Raw genomic sequence first — 17,804 nt, 5'->3', positions numbered from 1 at the left:
AAAGGCCAGTGGTGTCCGGGCCACTTACTCCTCGTTTCGGCGTTCGGTCGCGCCGTCGCCGCCGGGACCGTCCGGCAGCGCGTGGGGATCGGCGGGTTCGTCGCCGTGTCTCGCATCGTCGCGTTCGAAGAGGTACAGCGCCGGGCCCGCGATCACCATCACGAGCAGCCCGGGGATCGGCACGTCCGGCGGACCCAGATACGTGGCCAGGCCACCGCCACAGGTGACGGCCACGAGCCCCGCCCACAGCCCCGGCCGCGAGATTTCGAGCCGGGTCGCGTCCCTGTAGACGGCGGCGGCACAGCCGAGGACGACCGCGAACCCGACGACGGCGACGGCGATCACCTGCAGGGAAACCATATCTCGAGTTATCCCGCCGGCTGTAAGTCAGTGTCGCGATTCGCCGACCGGCTCGCGGCGACTCGTCGACGCGCCGACGGCTGGCAGTACGCGGGATCGGCGACGAGAGCGATCCGAGACGCGTCCGGCCGTCCGCGCCTCGCTTCCGTACGAAAGCCGCGCGTTCTTCCCCGTTCCGGCCGACTAGTCGTGTATGATCGGTGCCTACACGGTCGGCAAGAAGGCAGTCACCTTCGGCTACAAACGATACGGGATTCCGGGCGCGGTCGCCTCGGGCGGCGCGGCGCTGGTCGGGTACCTGATCGTCCGACGGGCGCTCGAGTCGTCGACGAACGATCGGACCGTCGATTCAGCGATCGACGCCAGCGAGATCCGGTCCGCGGTCGCGGAGACGGGACTGGGCGCAGTCACCGAGAAAGAGACCCTCGAGCGGGTCATCGACGAGGAGCAGGTCGACACGAGGGTCGACATGGCCGATGTGCAGTCGTCCGCCGAGGACGAAACCGAGGAGGTCGCCGACAGCGCGGGTGGTGACGACTCGAACCCGGAAAAGAGCTAAAATGGCGAGGGGTGTCGTCGGTCGAAGCGACCGCTCTCAGGGCTCGTAGTGTTGGCGGTGCACGATCCGCTCGTCGTCTCCGTCGATCGCGGTCACGACGATCTGGTCGCCGTCCGGGTTCAGTTCGACGGTGCCGCTTGCGCCCGCCCAGGTCGACGAGAGGTCACCGTTTTCGTCGTTGTAGAACTCGATCTCCGTGCCGGCAATCGTCGATTCGATGCGAACGGTATCGGCGTCGACACCCGGCGAGTCAGTGAGGTGGACCCGTGCCCACTCCGTCTCTTCGCCGAGGTTGTCCTGATCGAACTCCCAGTCGATCCCCGCGACGACATCGTTCTCCGCGTCCTCGATGGGCTCTTCGAACGCCTCCGTCGGGTCCTCCGGCGTCTCGTCTTCGGTCCCGATCAGGAATACCTTCCACGCCTCGTCTTCCGTGACGAACACCCACACATCGAGTTCTTCGGCCGCGAGGTCGTCGGACGCAACCTCGACGATCGCGATATCGTTCGATCCGACCGCCGTCGCGAGTTCGTCGTCCTCGAACCAGAAGTCGGCGGTCGCCAGGTCGGAGACGTCCTCGACGGCGGCGGTTTCGATCACGCGTTCGATCTCGTAGCCGTCGATGTCATCGTAGGCGTCGCCCTGGAACTCCCAGCCCGCGTCTTCCCAGCCCGCCGGATGAAGCGGACTCGAGCCGTGGGTGAGCGTCGCGATCGTCTCGGTGTCTTCGGCGGCGGCCGCATCGAGATAGTCGTCGATGAGCGGCCGCAGTTCGTCCTCGAGCGCCGTCGATTCGTCGCCGTCCGTGCCGCCGTCGGCGCTCGTCGACTCGCCGTCGCCGCTGCTCGAGTCGTCGGCGGTAAGCGTCTCACCCAGGCAGCCGGCAGTGGTCAGCACTGTCATACCCGCACCGCCCTGGAGGACGCGCCGCCGGCTCACGGCGGTGGTCGTCGTCGATGATTCGCTCTCGCATTGTCGGGGGGACCGATTTCGGAGTCCGAACATTGCAATCGTCTCAAACGATCACGGATAGGTAAACCCGGGCACGAATTTCGCGGCCACGAACCGCCCATTAGCAGCCGTGAAACGGCTAGTCAGGCGTTCGAGCCGAATCACCCCTCGACCGGAAGCGTCGTCGCTGTGCGGATGCAGTTCGGACCGAAACGGGACCGCTGACTGCCGGGATAGCGATGGGTCTGGCGGGTGTGGGCCGTCCGCCGAATGGACCGGCTCGAAACGGATACCGATCGCGCTCGAGGCGCGAGCGGCGGGTGTGGACTCGGTCCCGTGTCTTGATCGATATCGCCGGTCGATCAGTTCGTCGATTCAGTCGCGCGAGAGCGCGTTCGGCGGGACGTTCCGCGACCGCAGCCAGCGTGCCCCCCGTTCGGTGAGCAACAACAGGAGACTGATCCCGAACAGGTCGAATGCCGTCCCCCAAAGGACGATATCGCTCTCCGTGCCGATGTCCGCGCCGACGACGGTCAGTCCGCCGCCGAGCGCGAACGCCACGAGGGTCAGCTGAAACCCGGCAAGGACGAGTGTTCGGATGCCGGCCGTATCCCGCATCGTGAGAAAATCCCGCGTGGAGAGCCGATCCAGCGGGGAGTCGGTCACGAGCGCCCGTTTCCCCTCCGGCGACAGGGGCCAATCCGATGCCGGGTAATCGATGTAGTACAGCGTCACCGACTCCGGATACGTCTCGGTGGCGACGACATCGATCTCCTGGAGTTCGTGGAGGCGGTTTCGAACGGTCGCCTTGCTGATGTCTGGCTTGACGAGCGCTTGCAACTGTCGAATCGAGAAGAACGGCCGCTCGGACTCGAACATCGTCTCGACGACGTGCCGTTGGGTCAGGGTATTGTCGAGGTTCCGGTCGATCCGCTCATCGATCCAGTTCGGAAGGGCAGACACGGTAGTTCGGACTGTCGCCAGGAGAGACATAAAAGTAGGAGCGGGTTTCGCGGCCGTGAATCGGCTATTCGAGGCCCCGAAACCGCGTCACGTCGTGCCACGAACCCGCTCGAGGACGGCGAGCGTCCCCTCGGCGTGGACGTCGTCAAGCACCTCGTCCGCGGCGGCTTTCGCCGCCTCGTCGGCGTTTGCGACGGCGAACCCGCGCCCGACGGTCTCGAAGGTCGAGACATCGTTGATCGAGTCGCCGACGGCGACGCAGTCCGCGGGGTCGATGCCGACGTGATCGGCGATCCGGACGACTCCCTCGCCTTTGTTCGGGTCGGTGTCCTTGACGTGGTAGGCGTAGCCGGTGTCGATCACTTCGAGGCCGTGTTCCGCGGCGATCTCGCGTAAGGGCTCGAGCGGTTGTTCCAGGCTGACCGCGATCTCGGTCTCGCGCCAGCGGTTGACGGTGTCCGCCGCGCCCCAGCCGAGGTCGTAGCCGGCGGCCCGGTAGTCCTCGACGACCGCTCGAGCGGCCTCCCGATCTGCGGTGAAGTGGACATCGTCGCCGGTATAGACGACGCCGCCGTTCTCGGCGACGACGAGTTCCGGAATCCCGACGAAGTGACAGAGGGCGATGGGATAGGGAAAGGCCTTCCCGGTGGCGATCACGATCGGTGCGTCCCACTCGTACAGCGGCTCGAACACGCGGGGGTCGATCCCCCAGCCTTCCGGGCGGGTCAGCGTGCCGTCGATATCGAGGACGAGCGGCGGCTCGGCGGTCATAGTTATCACTCGAGGGCTGGGCGACCTAAAGGGGTCGGGTCCGACCGATCGAGAGCGACGGCACGACGGGTCGGCTCCTCGACCGCCCTCGTCGCGAATCAGCCTGTGAGACGCGGGCGACCGCCCCGCCGTCAGGAGTCCTTCTGGATGATTCCCTCGGTCACTGCAGTCAAGACGACCCGCTCGGCCGCGTTCTCACAAACCACGTCCGACGTGAACTCGTAGCGGTCGTCCCGTTCGACGACCGTGTCGTACGTCGATCGACAGGTGATCGGCTCGCCGGTGTAGACCGGCCGATGGAAATCAATCTCCATCGTGCTGGCCAGTACTTCGCTATCGCTTCCCAGTTTCGTCGGTAGGGTCGCCGTCAGCAATCCCTGCACCATCACCCGTCCGTCCGCATCCGGCTCAGTGTGTCGAGGCTGGTCGTCACCCGTGAGCGCTGCGAACTGCTGGACATCGTCGACCGTGAACGTTCGCTCGTACGTTCGCGTCTCGCCTTCGATTGGCTTCGTCATCTGTTTCTGCCCCGTAACTGACACGCCGGAATAATAAGCATGTGCTTTGCGTTCAATGCACAACTATCGATGTTTCTCGGCACTCTGAATAGCCGGCCACACGCCGCCCAAACACGTCACTGATGAACCGATCCGAACTTGGGTCCAGTTTGGTACTCCTGCCTCGTCGATGGGAGACCGGAGAGCGGCGTCGAGAGAGCGGCGTACTGCTCATTGCGACCGGTGAAGAGACGAGCGACGGCGATGGAAACGCACAACGCCGGATTGTCGGGCTTACAGGCTCAAGGACGACGGTCCCACTCGGACCGGGTACCCGTGCGGCGGGACTCGATCATACGAACCGGATACCGTCGTCGGGGATGGCGAGCGGACAGTCGTCACCCGTCGGTTTCTCGCGTCGGAGTGCCGTCAGTACGGTCGACGAGAATGAGCCCGCAGGCGTCGGCGAGGCGTTCGATGCGCGCCCGCAAGAGAGCCCGGCCGGCGTCAGTTGGTGTATACTCGACCCGGCCGTCGCCCCGCCGCTCCCCGCGCTCGAGGCACGCGATCCCCTCGAGACAGTCCCGCTGGAGGGCTGTGAGCGGCGGCCACCTCCGCCCACCATCGGTCACGAGTCGCTTTGATCCTGGTTCGGCTACTCGAGCGGGTGCTGTTTCGTTAAGCGTGAACAGTGAGGCGGTACGATTTCATGGTGTCCATGCCAAAAATCGGCCGCCTCAGCGGGTGTAGCGACTGGATCAATTTGAGTGTTGTGGAGCGAGAGCGGACACCGCGTCAGCCAATGGAGCTCGGTATTCGACTTCACCTTGCTGAACTATCGATTTCGAATACAGTTCGAGAACCCGAGAAGTCCGGTATCAAGCGATCACGAAAGGCCGTTCACGATTGGGTACAGAAAGCCGAGCTACAGCCAGCAACTGACGCGACTCCGAATCACGTTGCGCTCGACGAGACCGTGATTCAAATCGATGATCACCGGTATTGGCTGTACGCTGCCGTCGATCCTGAAACGAACAAAATTCTCCATATACGGCTGTTCTCGACGGCTGCAACCGCATCGACTGAACGTTTCTGCAAGAACTCATGGAGAAACACGATGTCGAAGATACCGTGTTTCTCGTTGATGGCGCACAGCATCTCCGGACAGCACTCCATCGACACTGACCCCAATTTCGATACGAAAAACACGGAAATCGGAAGATTGTCGAACCTATCTTTAAAGAGATAAAACGCCGTACCACTTCGTTCTCAAACTGTTTCAGTCATGCTAAACCATCAACCGCAGAATCGTGGCTCCAAGCCTTCGCCGTCTGGCAGAACGCTACAAACTAAACACGACCGACAGCGTTTCAGAACACCAGCTTACGGAGCTCCTGATCACGAAAGTGCCGGTGAGAGAACGATCGTCGGAGCATGGAAGGCGTGTTCTACGCACTGTGGAACTCCTTTTCTGACGGAGTAATCTGGTGTGAAAGCCCTGTCGGCTCTCGGAAGTATTACATCCGTAGTATTGTAACCAGTGGCAGGTACCGAACCCCAGAGACACTGTCGGGACCTGCCGCTGCCCCGTCTCGACGCGGCCGCGTCGGATGCCGGGTCCCGACCGCCATATCGTTCGAGGCAGTAGCTATGAATTCTATATCCAGTAGAACGTACCGCGTCCGTCGCAACTGAGGCTGGACGCTGTAACACCGGAACAGGCCCTCATCGGCGACTGACCGATGGCTCGAGTTCAGCACGACTGCCATGATTCCATAATACGTGGATTTATGCACATCGATGATAACGACTTGCCAATGCCCGACGAGAGTCAGTTGCTGACGACGACCGACACGTCGTTAGCGGTTATCGAAACCATCCGCGAATTGGACGGTGCGACGCCGGCAGCGCTTGCGGCGTCACTCGATCTATCCGAAAGCGCCGTCTACAAACACCTGTTTACGCTCACGAAGCACGGCTACGTCGTTTCCAGCGGCGACGAGTATCAGCTCGGGGCCCGGTTCTACCATCTCGGAATGTACGTCCGGAACCGCAGCAAGGTCTACGAACTGGCCGGGCAGTACGTCATCGAACTCGCGGACCGATCGAACGAGGAATCCGACTTCGGGATCGAGGAAAACGGTCGCATCGTGACGCTGTTCGACTCCGTCGGGAGTTCGGCGAACCCGAGTTCGCGACTGAACAACTACGAGTACATGCACACCACGGCGATCGGCAAGTCGATACTCGCACGCTTGCCCGCGTCCCGCATCGACCGAATCGTCGATCGGTGGGGGCTCCCGCAGATCACCGAGCAAAGCATTACGTCTCGAGGCGAACTCGACGACGAACTGGCCCGGGTTCGAGAACGCGGCTACGCGGTCAACGATCAGGAATCGATCCACGGGAAACGCGTTGCCGGCTGCCTCGCCGAGGACCCGTCCGGAACCGTCATCGGCGGATTTACCGTCTCCGGTCCCGCCTACAGGATCGAAGACACCGATCTCCACCAGGAGTTCCCCGACATCCTCCACCGGGTCGTTCCCGAGTTCGAGGCGGCACTCGAGTCACAAGGTCTCGTCTGACCGGGGTCCGAGCGAGCGAACGGTTCCGTTCCCTATGGCGGCAGAATACACTACTCCTCCGTGGCCTGCGACCATCTAGTTGAACATCACGCAGAAAAGCTTCAGTCACACATCCATACGGACGCTTTTGTCGCCATCACCCAAAAGATTGAAATAGGGCCTACATCACGTTAGCAAGTGTATGTCATACGAATCGTTACCGTTCGCAGCGCTGTCATTAGCACCGCCGATAATCGCGATCGTGCTCGCGATGTATACGCGGCAGGTGCTCGTGTCGCTGTTCGCCGGCGTCTGGATCGGGGCATTAATGATCGCCGACTGGAACCCGATCGCGGCAACGGCGCTATCGATGGATTGGATCGTCGAAGTCGTTCGGTCGCCGTTCGACACGAAGTTCCTCGTGCTGATCATGTTCATGGGCGCAGGTGCCGCGTTCATCTACAAATCCGGCGGCATTCTGGCGCTGCAGAACTGGATCGGGGGGCGGGTCAATACGGCCCGCGATTCACAGATCCTGACGTGGCTCATCGGGATCTTCATCTTTTTCGATTCCTACACGAGTACCATCGTGACGGGGAACGCAACCCGTGAACTTTCCGAGAGTAACCACACGTCTCGGGAGATGCACGCGTACGTACTGGACTCGACGACGTCGCCCGTCACGACGTTCGGACCGGTGTCGAACTGGATCGGATACCAGGTATCGATGATCATCGTCGGGTTCGAAGCTGCGCGGTTCACGGCCGAGGAAGTCGGTATTACCGCGTTCGGGCTTTTCTTGCAGAGTATCCCGTGGAACATCTACTGTTTTCTGGCCTTCTTCATGGTCGGGTTCATCTCGATCACGCAGCGGTTCTACGGACCGATGCTCAATGCCGAATGGCGGTCGCGAAAGGAGAAGAAAACCCTTCGGGACGACGCGACGCCGCTGTCCGACATCTCGACGGATATCGGCGAGCCAAGCGAACGAAACCCGTCGCTGTTCAATTTCTTCGCCCCGATTCTAACGTTGCTGGTCGTCGGTATCGTCTCTCTGTGGTGGCTCGGCGGCGGTCATCAGCCGGGCGTCGACATTGCGACCGCGTTTCAGGAAACCGACGTTGCGCTCGGGCTCCTGTACGGTTCGTTCGCCTTCATGGCCGTCGGAATGCTCGGTTCCCTCGGCTTCGGGACGATGGATATCGAGGAGGCGAGTGACACCGTGGTCAACGGCTTCAAAACGATGATGATCGCGACCGCGATCATCATTCTCGCCTGGAGTATCGGGCACGCCGCCGAACAGGTCGGAACCGCCGAGTACATCGTCGACATGATGGTCGGCAGCGGTATTCCCGGGTCGTTCCTGCCCCTTCTCATCTTCCTCGCCGCGATGTTCATCGCGTTCACGACGGGAACCTCCTGGGGGACGATGGCGATCCTGACGCCGCTCGCGATTCCACTCGGGTACGAACTCGTCGGCCTCTCGATCCTGCCGGTTCTCGTGGGCGTCCTGTTCGGGGGTGCGATCTGGGGCGACCACGTCTCGCCGATCAGCGACACCACGGTCATGTCTTCGATCTTCGCCGGGTCGGACCACATCGACCACGTGCGGACGCAGATCCCGTTCGCGATGACCGCGGCCGGCGTCACCGTTCTGGTGTTGCTCCTGTACGCGGTTGGCATCACCTCTGCGATGATCCTGCTCCCGTTATCGGTCGTACTCACCGCGGTCGCCGTCGTCGTCTTGAACAAGTTCGATGCTCGTCGCAAGAACCTCCCGGAAGTCATGCCGACCGCCGACGCCATCGACAACGGGGAGATCGACACCGACGCGCTCGAGAACGGAACCAGATCCGACGGGGCGCGCGTAAACGGCCAGTACGACCTCCTCACGTCGATCCCCCTCGCGGCGGTCGGGATCGTCATCGTCTATCTCTGCCTCGTCTTCGCGTTCGTCACCTTCGGGCTCTAATCGGTCGTCGAATCCGGTTTTGGGCCATCGGACGGCGGCGCGTCTCGGCCGTGCTCTCCCTTCGTGGCGGGGTATGGCTAATCATAATCGGTATACGTATCCTGTCTATCAGTACCGGGTATGCGATCCGTACACGTCGTCGCGACTGGAGGGACAATCGCAAGCACCTCGACCGGAGCGGGTGCCGTGCCGACCGAGTCGGTACAGGAATTGGCCGATGCCTATTCGGGCGTTTTCGATCGCGTCGACGTGCAATTGGACCAGCTCGCGCAGCTCCCGAGTTCCGAGCTAGCCACCGACGACCTCGAGGCACTCGGCGATCGGATTCGAGCCGCCGCAGCCGACGTGGACGGCGTCGTCGTGTTTCACGGGACGGACACGATCGAAGAAACGGCCTACTATCTCGATCTCGTGCTCGACGTGGACGTGCCCGTGGTTCTGACCGGGGCACAACGAACCCACGACGAGATCAGTCCCGACGGCCCGGCGAACGTACGTGGGGCGCTGGATGCGGCGGCCCACGACCACGTTCAGGACGGCGTCTACGTCTTGTTCAACGAGCAACTGCACGCCGCGCGAGCCGTGACGAAACGGCACAGTAGCAATCTCGATGCCTACGATTCCGGGGACTACGGGCTCGTCGCCGAACGGACACCCGAGGGGTTCTGGTTCTACCGGCAGCCGGAGAGCCTCTCGGCAACGATCCCGGCCCGGACGATAACCGCGACCGTCGAGTTAGTGACGACATCGACGGACACCGATGGAAGCGCGATCCGACACGCCGTCGACCGCGGCGTTGACGGTCTCGTCGTCGATGCGCTCGGACTCGGAAACGTTCCCACCGACGTGGCATCCGCTATCGAGTCCGCGATCGACAACGATGTCGTCGTCGTCGTCACGACCCGGTGTCGTGATGGGGTCGTATCCCCCGTGTACGGCTCCGACGGCGGAGCCAAGACCCTCGAGGACGCCGGGGTCGTGTTCGGATCGGACCTCCCCGCTCACAAAGCCCGCATCAAACTCCTCGTGGCGCTGTCGGCACGTGGTGACATCGATGACGTGCGAGCCCTGTTCGGGTCCAATCAGCACGACAGCTACGGATACGTGGCGGCGAACAGTGAGCCGTAAGCAGACGGAGGCCGGCCTCGAGGACCGTGCGAGACCGACCAGCGAAACGGGCGAGATCACGAAACCGAGGATGTCGAACTGGCGTCCCGGATCGCAGCGAGAACACGCGGCGACGGCCACTGGTGGAGCGGTCACTGTCCCCTCTGTGTCCCAATAGGGGGACGGTACGGACCGAGCAGAAATTCAGCCATATAGCAATCATGAAAACTCCACAGTAAATGTTATTTGACCCTTATCAGGGCTAAACCACGCGTAAATCGGTTTTCTGATACCACAAGAAACGATCTAGAATAAAAACACGTATGGGGCATTCCTGTGTCCTATAGCCATGTCTTTTTGCTAGAAAGCCAGAATCAGTAGTGATAAATGCAACTCAACTGTGGAGAATTACAGTAATTGAATTTCACTACTGCCGATTATATTGTTCTAAGAAGACAATACTGGTGTATGAGAAGCGCCATAGGACGCGGACGCGGCGTCACGATGGGTTCAGCAAGAAGTCGACCGGGGTTCGCTGCAGGGCACGTTCTGTCCCGACACGAGACGAACGGCCGAACGGAACTGCCGTCGTCCGACTGCTCAGTCGTCCGCGCTGGGTTTGACCGCTTTCGGCCCGTCGGAATCGCCGGCACGCGGGAAGTTGTCGATCGTCGCCGATCGGAACGCCTCCTCGTCGAACTCGTACTCGCCGTCGAGGAACTCGAGCAACGTGTGCGTGTCGCGCATGGCGTTCTTGAGACACGTCGAGGCACCCGGTGACGGCGTGATGTTGAAGATGACGTCGTCGCCGACGATCTTGGCTTCGCCCATGTCCAGGGACTTGTTCTTGGTGTCGACGATCTGCGGTCGGACGCCGCCGTACCCCTTCGCGCGTTCGATGTCCTCGAGTTCGACGCTCGGGACGACCTTCTGGACGTGAGGCAGGAACTGTTTCCGGCCGACGTTCGGGAGATCGTAGACGAGGTTTCGAAGCACGTACGGCAGGAGGATACGGTCGGAGAGGATGTTGGCGTAACTGAGGAACGCCGCCGCGTTCAGCCCGAAGACGTCGAGGAAGTCCTTCACGGTCGAGATGCGGCCGCGCTCGAGCGTCGGGACGAGTTTCGCGGTCGGCCCGAAGCGCGTAATACTGCCGTCGTGGACGTCCGCATCGCCGTGGACGGCGGCGAAGGGTAGTTTCTTCATCTGGAGGGTGTAGACTTTGCCGTTCAGGAGGTCATCCGCGAGGAAGAAGCTCCCTGCGATGGGGAGCAGGACCTTGTCCTGGCCGTAGCCGAGTTCCTTGGCCATCTGGAGGCTGTGCGAGCCGGCGGCGACGACGGTCGCGTCACAGTCGAAGCGGCCGTCGGTCGTTGCGATCGTGTAGCCGTCGAGCGTCGGCGTGATGTCCTCGACTGCCGTTCCGGTGAAGACGTCGACGTTCGCCTCGGCGTTCGCCTCCTCGACGAACGATTTCGTCGTCTCGCCGTAGTCGACGACGTAGCCGTCCGGCGTCTGGAGTGCGAGCATATCCGTCGAGGGATCGCGGCCCTCGACGACTTTCGGCTCGAGTTCGCCGATCTCCTCGCGGTCGATCGGCCGGAGTTTCGGGTAGAGGTCGCCGAAGCCTTCGTCCTCGTAGCGTTCCTCGAGCTCTGCGACCTCCTCGTCGCCGACCCCGAGCACCATCTTGCTGCGTTTCGAATGCATCTCCCGGTCGGGGTCCTGATTCTCCAGATAGCCGGCGAGGAGTTCCGCTCCCTCCTTGACCTCCTCGGCCTTCTCGAGCGTGTAGTTGGTCTCGATGTCCCCGAAGTGGAGGGTCTGTGAGTTGTTCGTGTGGTGGGAGTTGATCGCTGCGATCTCGGATTCCTTCTCGATCAGGGCGATCGAATCGATATCAGTGAACTTCGCGGTCGTGTACAGAAGCGACGCACCACTGATACCGCCGCCGACGATTACTAAGTCGTATTTACCAGACATTATTGGATCGTGTGGGCCGGTATATCAACCGCTCGACTCCAGACCTATAACTCATATTTTTTCGATCGATATGTCGACGTTCGACGAATCCCCTATCGACGACTGTAGGCTCGTGGGTAGGTAACTCTATACAATAAACGATTTACTATTGATATCACGACCCTCCGCACTTGTCTCGGCTCTTTGGGATTCGACAGTACCATCGTATTCCCGCTCTCGAATCCGTCTCGTGTCCCGAGTGCTGCGTCGTCTTCGGGCCGATCGGTTTCGACATTCGACGTATCGAGGGGCGCGTTCGGCTCGAGCCGGAGAGGCAAAACCCCTTTGCAAACTGTGATCTCTCGGTGGCCCCCCTCTGCAACAAAAATAAACACTATCCGAGTTGTACGGTGGACCGGACGCTGCGGGTGGAGTCGACTAGTCTTTAGGTGCGCACCGTGAATACCGCACGTGAATTCTAACGAGGTCCGTCGCCAATGGGCAGAGCGGACCGGTGCGTACTCACCGGAATATTACGCCCACTATGGCCCCGACAAGCGCAGCGAGGCGGTCCGCAGTCGACTCGAGCGGTTCGTCGACCGAGACGCGGCCGTGCTCGAACTCGGCTGTAGTTCGGGCCGCCACCTCGCACACCTCCACGATCACGGCTTCGAGGACCTGCACGGGATCGATGTCAACGACGACGCGTTCGACGTGATGGCGGAGACCTATCCCGACCTCGCTGCCGACGGGACGTTCCATCACGACACGATCGAAGCCGTCGTCGGCGATTTCGCGGACGAGCGGTTCGACGCCGTCTACTCCGTGGAAACGCTCCAGCACCTCCACCCCGACGCCGAGTGGGTCCTCGACGAACTGACTCGGATCACCGCCGACCTTCTCGTTACCGTCGAGAACGAGGGCGAGAGCGATCAGTCGCAGTCGGCCGAGCCGGACGTGAGCTACGTCAACGACGATTTCCCGCTGTACCACCGCAACTGGAACCGCGTGTTTACCGGGCTCGGGCTCCGCGAGGTCGACGCCGAGTCGGGAACGCGAGATACCGTCCGCGCGTTCCGCACGTCACGGGAGTAGGTCGTCCGCTGTGTCTCGCGGCCGCCGCTGGCACGAGACCGACCCGGACCGATTACTGTGCTGCCGAACTCGAGGGACGCGATTCATCCCGTCCGTCGCGGTCCGAATCGGCGTCAGTCTCGGCTGACTCGTCGTCTGCCGAGCCGTCGACTGCCTCGCTGACGGTCTTTTCGACTTCCTCACTGACGGTATCGCTGACGGTTTCCTCGACCTCCTTACTGACCGTGTCGGTAACCGTCTCTTCGACCGTCTTGGTCACGTCCTCGCTGACCGTCTCCCCGACCCGTTCAGCTACCTCATCGACCTCTTTGCTGACCGTGTCGCTGACGGTCTCTTCGACTTCCTTGCTCACTGTATCGCTAACCGTCTCCTCGACTTCTTTACTGACCGTATCGCTAACCGTTTCTTCGACTTCCTTGCTAACCGTGTCGCTGACCGTTTCTCCAACCTCCTTACTGACCGTATCGCTGACGGTTTCTTCGACTTCCTTACTCACTGTATCGCTGACGGTTTCTTCGACTTCCTTACTCACTGTATCGCTAACCGTCTCCTCGACGCGTTCGGCGACCTCGGTCGTCATCCAATCGGGGTCGAACCGGGCCATCTTCCACGCGACGTGGATAACGTAGGAAGCCAACACGCCGAGCCCGAACGCGATGCCGATTCCGGTCCCCACCGCAACGATGAGCGCGACCGCAGCGAAGATCATAATCCCGTAGGCGAGATCGACCACAAAGTCGACGCGAGTCGGGTTCATCGAACGGGCCTCTCGAGCAAACGAGCATCCTCCGTTTTCGAGTGCATGACCGGCTAGAAGGGTCCCATCGGAAAATACCCATCTACTCGAGTCCGTGCTCGCCGACAGCTACTCAGTTTTGTTGGCCTCATCGCTGGATTCGGAGCGATATTCGCAGCCACCATGTGACCGTACGTACCGATCGCCAATATCCTCCTCTCGGCCACTGGATTGACCCGGATCAAAACCGGTTCGGTCGGAGTCGGTCCCATGATCCGCGACGGAGCCGAGGAATGGTACGTCCCAGCGGACGACCTCTCACGACGTACCGATGATGGAGCGGTTGTAACATGGCGACTGTTTATCGAGAACTAATGGCCTCGGCACTCATAGGGCTCGTCAGCGCCGGATGCCGAGTCCGACTCGGAGCGGGTGCATCGTCATCGGCCATGTGACTCTACTGCCGTCGTTCCAAAGACGGTTTGGGTTCGCTCGAGCGATCGCTGCCGACCGCAGACTTACGAGCCGCGTTCCGTGTCCGCGGTCGCGACGGCCGCGTTCCACTCGTCGATCAGGTTCTCGAGTCGGTCCGTGTTGCCGTGTGAAAACATCCGCTGGGCGCGGTCGGCGGCCGTCCGCGGATCGGCGACATCGCTCGAGGCGGTCGGTCGCGTGCGAGTGGTCGTTCGTGTCGGTTCGGCGTCGGTCGGTGGCTGCAGTGGTTGTGTGCTCATGTCGGTCGGGATTGAAGTATCGTCGGAGATCGGTACTCGTCGGCAATGGCGAACTCAGGCTGCTACGTGTACGACCGACATCTGTACCTCCCCCTTTTCGCCACTAGAACATAAAAGTTCATGATAGATCCAATATCTGCGAGGGAGTGTCCGGTAACGGATAGTACGACGAAACCAACGCGAATAGAGGGACCGAGTACTGGAGCCGCGTCCGTCACACGTGTTTCGTGACTCGAGCATCGCCGCCGTCCGGAACCTCTGGGCGGACCGCGAGGCCGGCGAGTGTTGGCTCCGTCGGCGCGGACACACGAGTGCGGGTGAACTGCCTGACCGACTCATGGGGCGACAATCGATCGCGAACGAGCCGCTGATCGGTCTAGAACAGCTACGGCAGTGCGCTCGCTACTCGAGTCGACGGACCACGCAAGCGGCGGGGTCGCGGTCCCGCGTTACGAGACGAACGTCAGCAGTTGGACCAGTACGCCCAGCAGGACGCCGAACGCGATGACCGTCTTGGGATCGATTCGAATGGCGTTCGAGTCCTCGGAGTCGAAGTACCGGACCAATCCGGCACTGGACATCAGCCCGCCGGTGTTCTGTCCTTTATCCATACTCGTTCCTACGGGGCCCCGAAACTAAACCTTTCGACCGTGCCGCGTCGCCGATCACGGCAACTCCTTGGGCGTGGGAAACCCTTATGCGCGGCGCGGGGCAACTAGCGCTGACCGCATGACTGTCACACTTAAGGACTTCTACGCGGACTGGTGTGGCCCCTGCAAGACCCAGGATCCGATCCTCGAGGAGCTCGAGGACGACTGGGGGGGCCGATTCGAAGTCGAGAAAGTAAACGTCGACGAACAACAGGACATCGCCAACGAATACCAGGTCCGATCGCTGCCGACACTGATCATCGAAAACGACGACGGTATCGTCGAACGCTTCGTCGGCGTCACCCAGCGCGACGACATCGAGGACGCCCTCGAGTCGGCCGGCGCGTAGGGACGACCACTAGCGTGTTCATTCGTTCGATCGTTCGAATCGGGAAGCCGAAGCGCCGTCCCGTGCCGATTCGCGCTTGCGTCGGAAGAGCGACGAACGGGTCGCACTGAGTCGGCGTCGCCTCTCGTGGCCGCTGACCGTCACGACACACGTAGTCGCATGAAGGCTGTGCGAGCGGCGTGCAAACCGGATCAGTTGCTTCCACCGATCCACTTCACGCCGACATCGTGCATTTCCTCGTTGTACTTCGCGATGTTGATGACCAGCGGCGTGACGCTCTCGACCTCGGCGGCGTTGGCCAGCGGCCCGGCCTCGAGCGCGCGCAGTCCCTCGATCTCGTTGGCGACCGTCAGGACGGTGTCCGCGGCGGCGTCGTCGTCGGCAACGACGAGCGTGTCGAGATCGAGATCGTTCTCGAGGTTCGAGAGCGCGTCGGCCGCGAGGTTGTGGAAGGCACCGACGACCGGGACCCCGTCGGGGGCTCGCTGTGCGACGAGTTGAGTGACGCTGCCGGCTTCCGGCGGGTGATAGTGAAGGCCGTCCTCGTCGCCCTGCATGCCGACGGCGGGGGTGACCAGCACCGAGTCCGAATCGAGGCTGTCGGCGACCGCGTCGACCGTATCGCCGGCGTAGTACGGCGGGACGCTGAGGATCACGATGTCCGCGCGATCGGCCGCCATCTCGTTGCCGAAGCCCTTGATGTCGATCTCGTCGGTCCGGTCCGCGAGCGCGTCTTCGTACTCCGCGACTGCGTCGCGGGCCTTCTCGGGGTCCCGCGAGCCGATGAGGATCTCGTGGCTCGTATCGCGTGCAAACCGCAGCGCGAGTCCTTCGCCGATATCGCCGGTGCCGCCGAGTAGTGCAATTCGCATACGCACCTCTCGGGACGGCACTCGAATAAAAGGGCCGGGGCGCGGCCGATCTCGCCGGGTTCTCGGACGGCTCGAGCGGAGCAGCGATCGGTGAGATTCCGATCCGAACGCCGGTATCAACGGCGGTGACGCGTCTTGTGATGCGATGAGGAAAGCGCAACCGAGCGACACGAGTGAGCGAATCGGGCGGAGCGGACGTGGGCTCCCCGTGGATGGCGGGCAGCGGACGCCGTGGTCACCGCGAGTCTCCAGCAGTCGGATCACCGGCGGGAGTGGCCGTCCCGCCGTCGGGATACCGCTCAGGGGGCGTCGTCCTCGGACGGGCTCATCGCCGACCCGAGTCCGCCGTCGTAGGCGTCGCGCTCCGACACCTCGCGGAGCCGTTGCTCGAGTCGTGTCTCGAGTTCTTGCCGGCGATCCTCGTCGATATCGGGCTCGGTCGACAGCGCCTGCACGTCCTGTCGGGCCGTCCGTAACACGGAGATCGCCGCCTCGGTTTCGAGGTCGGCCGCGCGATCGAGGGCGCGCTCGGCGTCCGCGAGCGTGGGGTCGGTCATAGCGGCGGTTCGCGGGGCAGCCGGATTAAAGACGGGCCGGGACGCGCCACGTCATCGCCTCGAGCGGGACGCCGCAGCTTCCATTACCCCGCCGGTCGACGGACCACTATGGCCCGTCCCGCCGTTATCGCCCACCGCGGCTTCGCCGGCGTTGCACCCGAGAACACCGTCGAAGCGGCGACGCGAGCGGCCGAGCACGAGGAGACCGCGATGATCGAGATCGACGTGCAACCGGCCGCCTGCGGAACCCCGGTCGTCGTTCACGACGAGCGTCTCGCGGCGTCCCGCGACGGCCGCCCACTGACCGACGCGACCGGGTTCGTCCGGGAGACGCCGCTCGAGGTGCTTCGGGAGGCGCGAGTGCTCGGGACCGACGCGACGGTCCCGACGCTCGCCGCGTTGCTCGCGGCCGTCCCCGAGACGGTCGGCGTCAACGTCGAACTGAAAAACCCCGGGACCCGGGAGCGACGACCCGGCGAATCGCTCCCGCCTGCCGAGTGCGCCGAGCGCCGCGCGATCTGGCAGCCGTTCGTCGACCGCGTCGTCGCCGACTGTGCGGCCTTCGACGGCGACCTGCTCTTTTCGTCGTTCTGCGAGGGGGCCATCGCAGCGCTGCGCGAGAGTGCCGCGTACGCGGCCGCCCCGCTGTTCGGGGACGACCTCGCGGCCGGCCTCGAGATCGCACGCCGGTACGACTGCGAGGCGATCCACCCGCCGCGAAACGCCGTTCTCGAGACGGCCGACGACGGCGGGTGGGACGCCGACCTCGAGCGGGACATCGTGGAAGTGGCCCACGACGAGGGACGGACGGTCAACGCCTGGACGGCGCGGAACTGGGTCCAGTTCGACGCGCTCGCGGCGGCCGGCGTCGACGGGATCATCGCGGACTATCCCGGGTTATAGTAGCACCTGAACGTCGTTGTACACCTGATCGCATGATCGCGTTGCGATTCGTGTGTCGATCGTTTCAGGTGCTACTAGGTGGGTGCTCGAGCGACCGGGCGCACCACTCGACCTGACAGCGGCGGAGCGTCGGTTCGAGACGGTTGGAGCCGTTCGGTGACTCGAGACGAATCGCGGTCGAACGCATACAAACGCCGATATG

19 protein-coding genes and 1 pseudogene are annotated in these 17,804 nt (G+C 62.5%); 8 read left to right on the top strand and 12 right to left on the bottom strand.

Annotation, left to right across the window (positions count from 1 at the left end):
• Positions 1-24: 24 nt before the first annotated feature.
• On the bottom strand, positions 25-360 hold the full coding sequence (locus FGF80_RS08415) for a hypothetical protein (RefSeq protein WP_006185587.1): 336 nt from the start codon (positions 358-360) through the stop codon (positions 25-27).
• 193 nt (positions 361-553) lie between these two features.
• On the opposite strand from FGF80_RS08415, the gene FGF80_RS08410 reads away from it, so the two are divergent.
• Positions 554-919, top strand: a complete 366-nt coding sequence (locus tag FGF80_RS08410; RefSeq protein WP_006185588.1) for a hypothetical protein — start codon at positions 554-556, stop codon at positions 917-919.
• 36 nt (positions 920-955) lie between these two features.
• Here the strand turns inward: FGF80_RS08410 and FGF80_RS08405 are convergent, their stop codons facing one another.
• The 5 genes from FGF80_RS08405 to FGF80_RS08385 form a co-directional block, all read right to left on the bottom strand.
• Positions 956-1,822, bottom strand: a complete 867-nt coding sequence (locus FGF80_RS08405) for a hypothetical protein (protein ID WP_238705364.1) — start codon at positions 1,820-1,822, stop codon at positions 956-958.
• 423 nt (positions 1,823-2,245) lie between these two features.
• Positions 2,246-2,833 carry a helix-turn-helix domain-containing protein gene (locus FGF80_RS08400; protein WP_006185590.1) on the bottom strand — a complete coding sequence of 196 codons (588 nt, stop codon included), beginning with the start codon at positions 2,831-2,833 and terminating at the stop codon, positions 2,246-2,248.
• Between the two features lie 87 nt (positions 2,834-2,920).
• Positions 2,921-3,604 carry an HAD-IIB family hydrolase gene (locus tag FGF80_RS08395; RefSeq protein WP_138653334.1) on the bottom strand — a complete coding sequence of 228 codons (684 nt, stop codon included), beginning with the start codon at positions 3,602-3,604 and terminating at the stop codon, positions 2,921-2,923.
• Between the two features lie 131 nt (positions 3,605-3,735).
• Positions 3,736-4,122, bottom strand: coding sequence for a hotdog family protein (locus tag FGF80_RS08390; protein WP_138653332.1), 387 nt, complete (start codon positions 4,120-4,122; stop codon positions 3,736-3,738).
• A 377-nt stretch (positions 4,123-4,499) separates the two neighbouring features.
• Positions 4,500-4,733, bottom strand: a complete 234-nt coding sequence (locus FGF80_RS08385; protein ID WP_138653329.1) for a hypothetical protein — start codon at positions 4,731-4,733, stop codon at positions 4,500-4,502.
• Positions 4,734-4,819: 86 nt separating this feature from the next.
• Between FGF80_RS08385 and FGF80_RS08380 the strand changes: the two are divergent.
• The 4 genes and pseudogenes from FGF80_RS08380 (at position 4,820) to FGF80_RS08365 (ending at position 9,765) form a co-directional block, all read left to right on the top strand.
• A pseudogene (locus tag FGF80_RS08380) lies at positions 4,820-5,454 on the top strand (IS6 family transposase).
• Between the two features lie 464 nt (positions 5,455-5,918).
• Complete coding sequence (locus FGF80_RS08375) at positions 5,919-6,686, top strand: IclR family transcriptional regulator (protein WP_138653326.1); 768 nt, start codon at positions 5,919-5,921, stop codon at positions 6,684-6,686.
• 181 nt (positions 6,687-6,867) lie between these two features.
• Positions 6,868-8,637, top strand: coding sequence for a Na+/H+ antiporter NhaC family protein (locus FGF80_RS08370; protein ID WP_175417007.1), 1,770 nt, complete (start codon positions 6,868-6,870; stop codon positions 8,635-8,637).
• A 120-nt stretch (positions 8,638-8,757) separates the two neighbouring features.
• Positions 8,758-9,765 carry an asparaginase gene (locus FGF80_RS08365; protein ID WP_138653323.1) on the top strand — a complete coding sequence of 336 codons (1,008 nt, stop codon included), beginning with the start codon at positions 8,758-8,760 and terminating at the stop codon, positions 9,763-9,765.
• Positions 9,766-10,344: 579 nt separating this feature from the next.
• On the opposite strand, the gene FGF80_RS08360 is transcribed toward FGF80_RS08365, so the two are convergent.
• The gene (locus tag FGF80_RS08360) at positions 10,345-11,727 is read right to left on the bottom strand and encodes an FAD-dependent oxidoreductase (RefSeq protein WP_138653320.1); all 1,383 of its coding nucleotides are present in this window, start codon (positions 11,725-11,727) and stop codon (positions 10,345-10,347) included.
• A 450-nt stretch (positions 11,728-12,177) separates the two neighbouring features.
• Here FGF80_RS08360 and FGF80_RS08355 point away from each other — a divergent pair, with 450 nt between their 5' ends.
• On the top strand, positions 12,178-12,801 hold the full coding sequence (locus tag FGF80_RS08355) for a class I SAM-dependent methyltransferase (RefSeq protein ID WP_006185599.1): 624 nt from the start codon (positions 12,178-12,180) through the stop codon (positions 12,799-12,801).
• A gap of 52 nt (positions 12,802-12,853) precedes the next feature.
• Here FGF80_RS08355 and FGF80_RS08350 read toward each other — a convergent pair whose 3' ends face one another.
• From FGF80_RS08350 to FGF80_RS08340, 3 genes are all read right to left on the bottom strand, one after another.
• Entirely contained in the window at positions 12,854-13,558 is a 705-nt protein-coding gene (locus FGF80_RS08350) for a hypothetical protein (RefSeq protein WP_138653316.1), read from the bottom strand.
• A gap of 497 nt (positions 13,559-14,055) precedes the next feature.
• Positions 14,056-14,271 carry a hypothetical protein gene (locus FGF80_RS08345; protein WP_006185601.1) on the bottom strand — a complete coding sequence of 72 codons (216 nt, stop codon included), beginning with the start codon at positions 14,269-14,271 and terminating at the stop codon, positions 14,056-14,058.
• 449 nt (positions 14,272-14,720) lie between these two features.
• Complete coding sequence (locus FGF80_RS08340; RefSeq protein WP_006185602.1) at positions 14,721-14,882, bottom strand: preprotein translocase subunit Sec61beta; 162 nt, start codon at positions 14,880-14,882, stop codon at positions 14,721-14,723.
• Between the two features lie 118 nt (positions 14,883-15,000).
• Here FGF80_RS08340 and FGF80_RS08335 point away from each other — a divergent pair, with 118 nt between their 5' ends.
• Positions 15,001-15,270 (top strand): thioredoxin family protein, encoded by a 270-nt coding sequence (locus FGF80_RS08335; RefSeq protein ID WP_006185603.1) that lies wholly within the window; start codon positions 15,001-15,003, stop codon positions 15,268-15,270.
• A gap of 191 nt (positions 15,271-15,461) precedes the next feature.
• On the opposite strand, the gene npdG is transcribed toward FGF80_RS08335, so the two are convergent.
• Entirely contained in the window at positions 15,462-16,142 is a 681-nt protein-coding gene (gene npdG, locus FGF80_RS08330) for an NADPH-dependent F420 reductase (protein ID WP_138653313.1), read from the bottom strand.
• 299 nt (positions 16,143-16,441) lie between these two features.
• Positions 16,442-16,699: a hypothetical protein gene (locus FGF80_RS08325; RefSeq protein WP_138653311.1), complete on the bottom strand. Its 258-nt coding sequence runs from the start codon at positions 16,697-16,699 to the stop codon at positions 16,442-16,444.
• 108 nt (positions 16,700-16,807) lie between these two features.
• Between FGF80_RS08325 and FGF80_RS08320 the strand changes: the two genes are divergently transcribed.
• Positions 16,808-17,602: a glycerophosphodiester phosphodiesterase gene (locus FGF80_RS08320; RefSeq protein ID WP_138653309.1), complete on the top strand. Its 795-nt coding sequence runs from the start codon at positions 16,808-16,810 to the stop codon at positions 17,600-17,602.
• Positions 17,603-17,804 lie beyond the last annotated feature (202 nt).

The organism is Natrinema pallidum, assembly GCF_005890195.1.
GTDB classification, from domain to species: domain Archaea; phylum Halobacteriota; class Halobacteria; order Halobacteriales; family Natrialbaceae; genus Natrinema; species Natrinema pallidum.
This window is presented reverse-complemented; position numbering and strand designations above follow the sequence as displayed.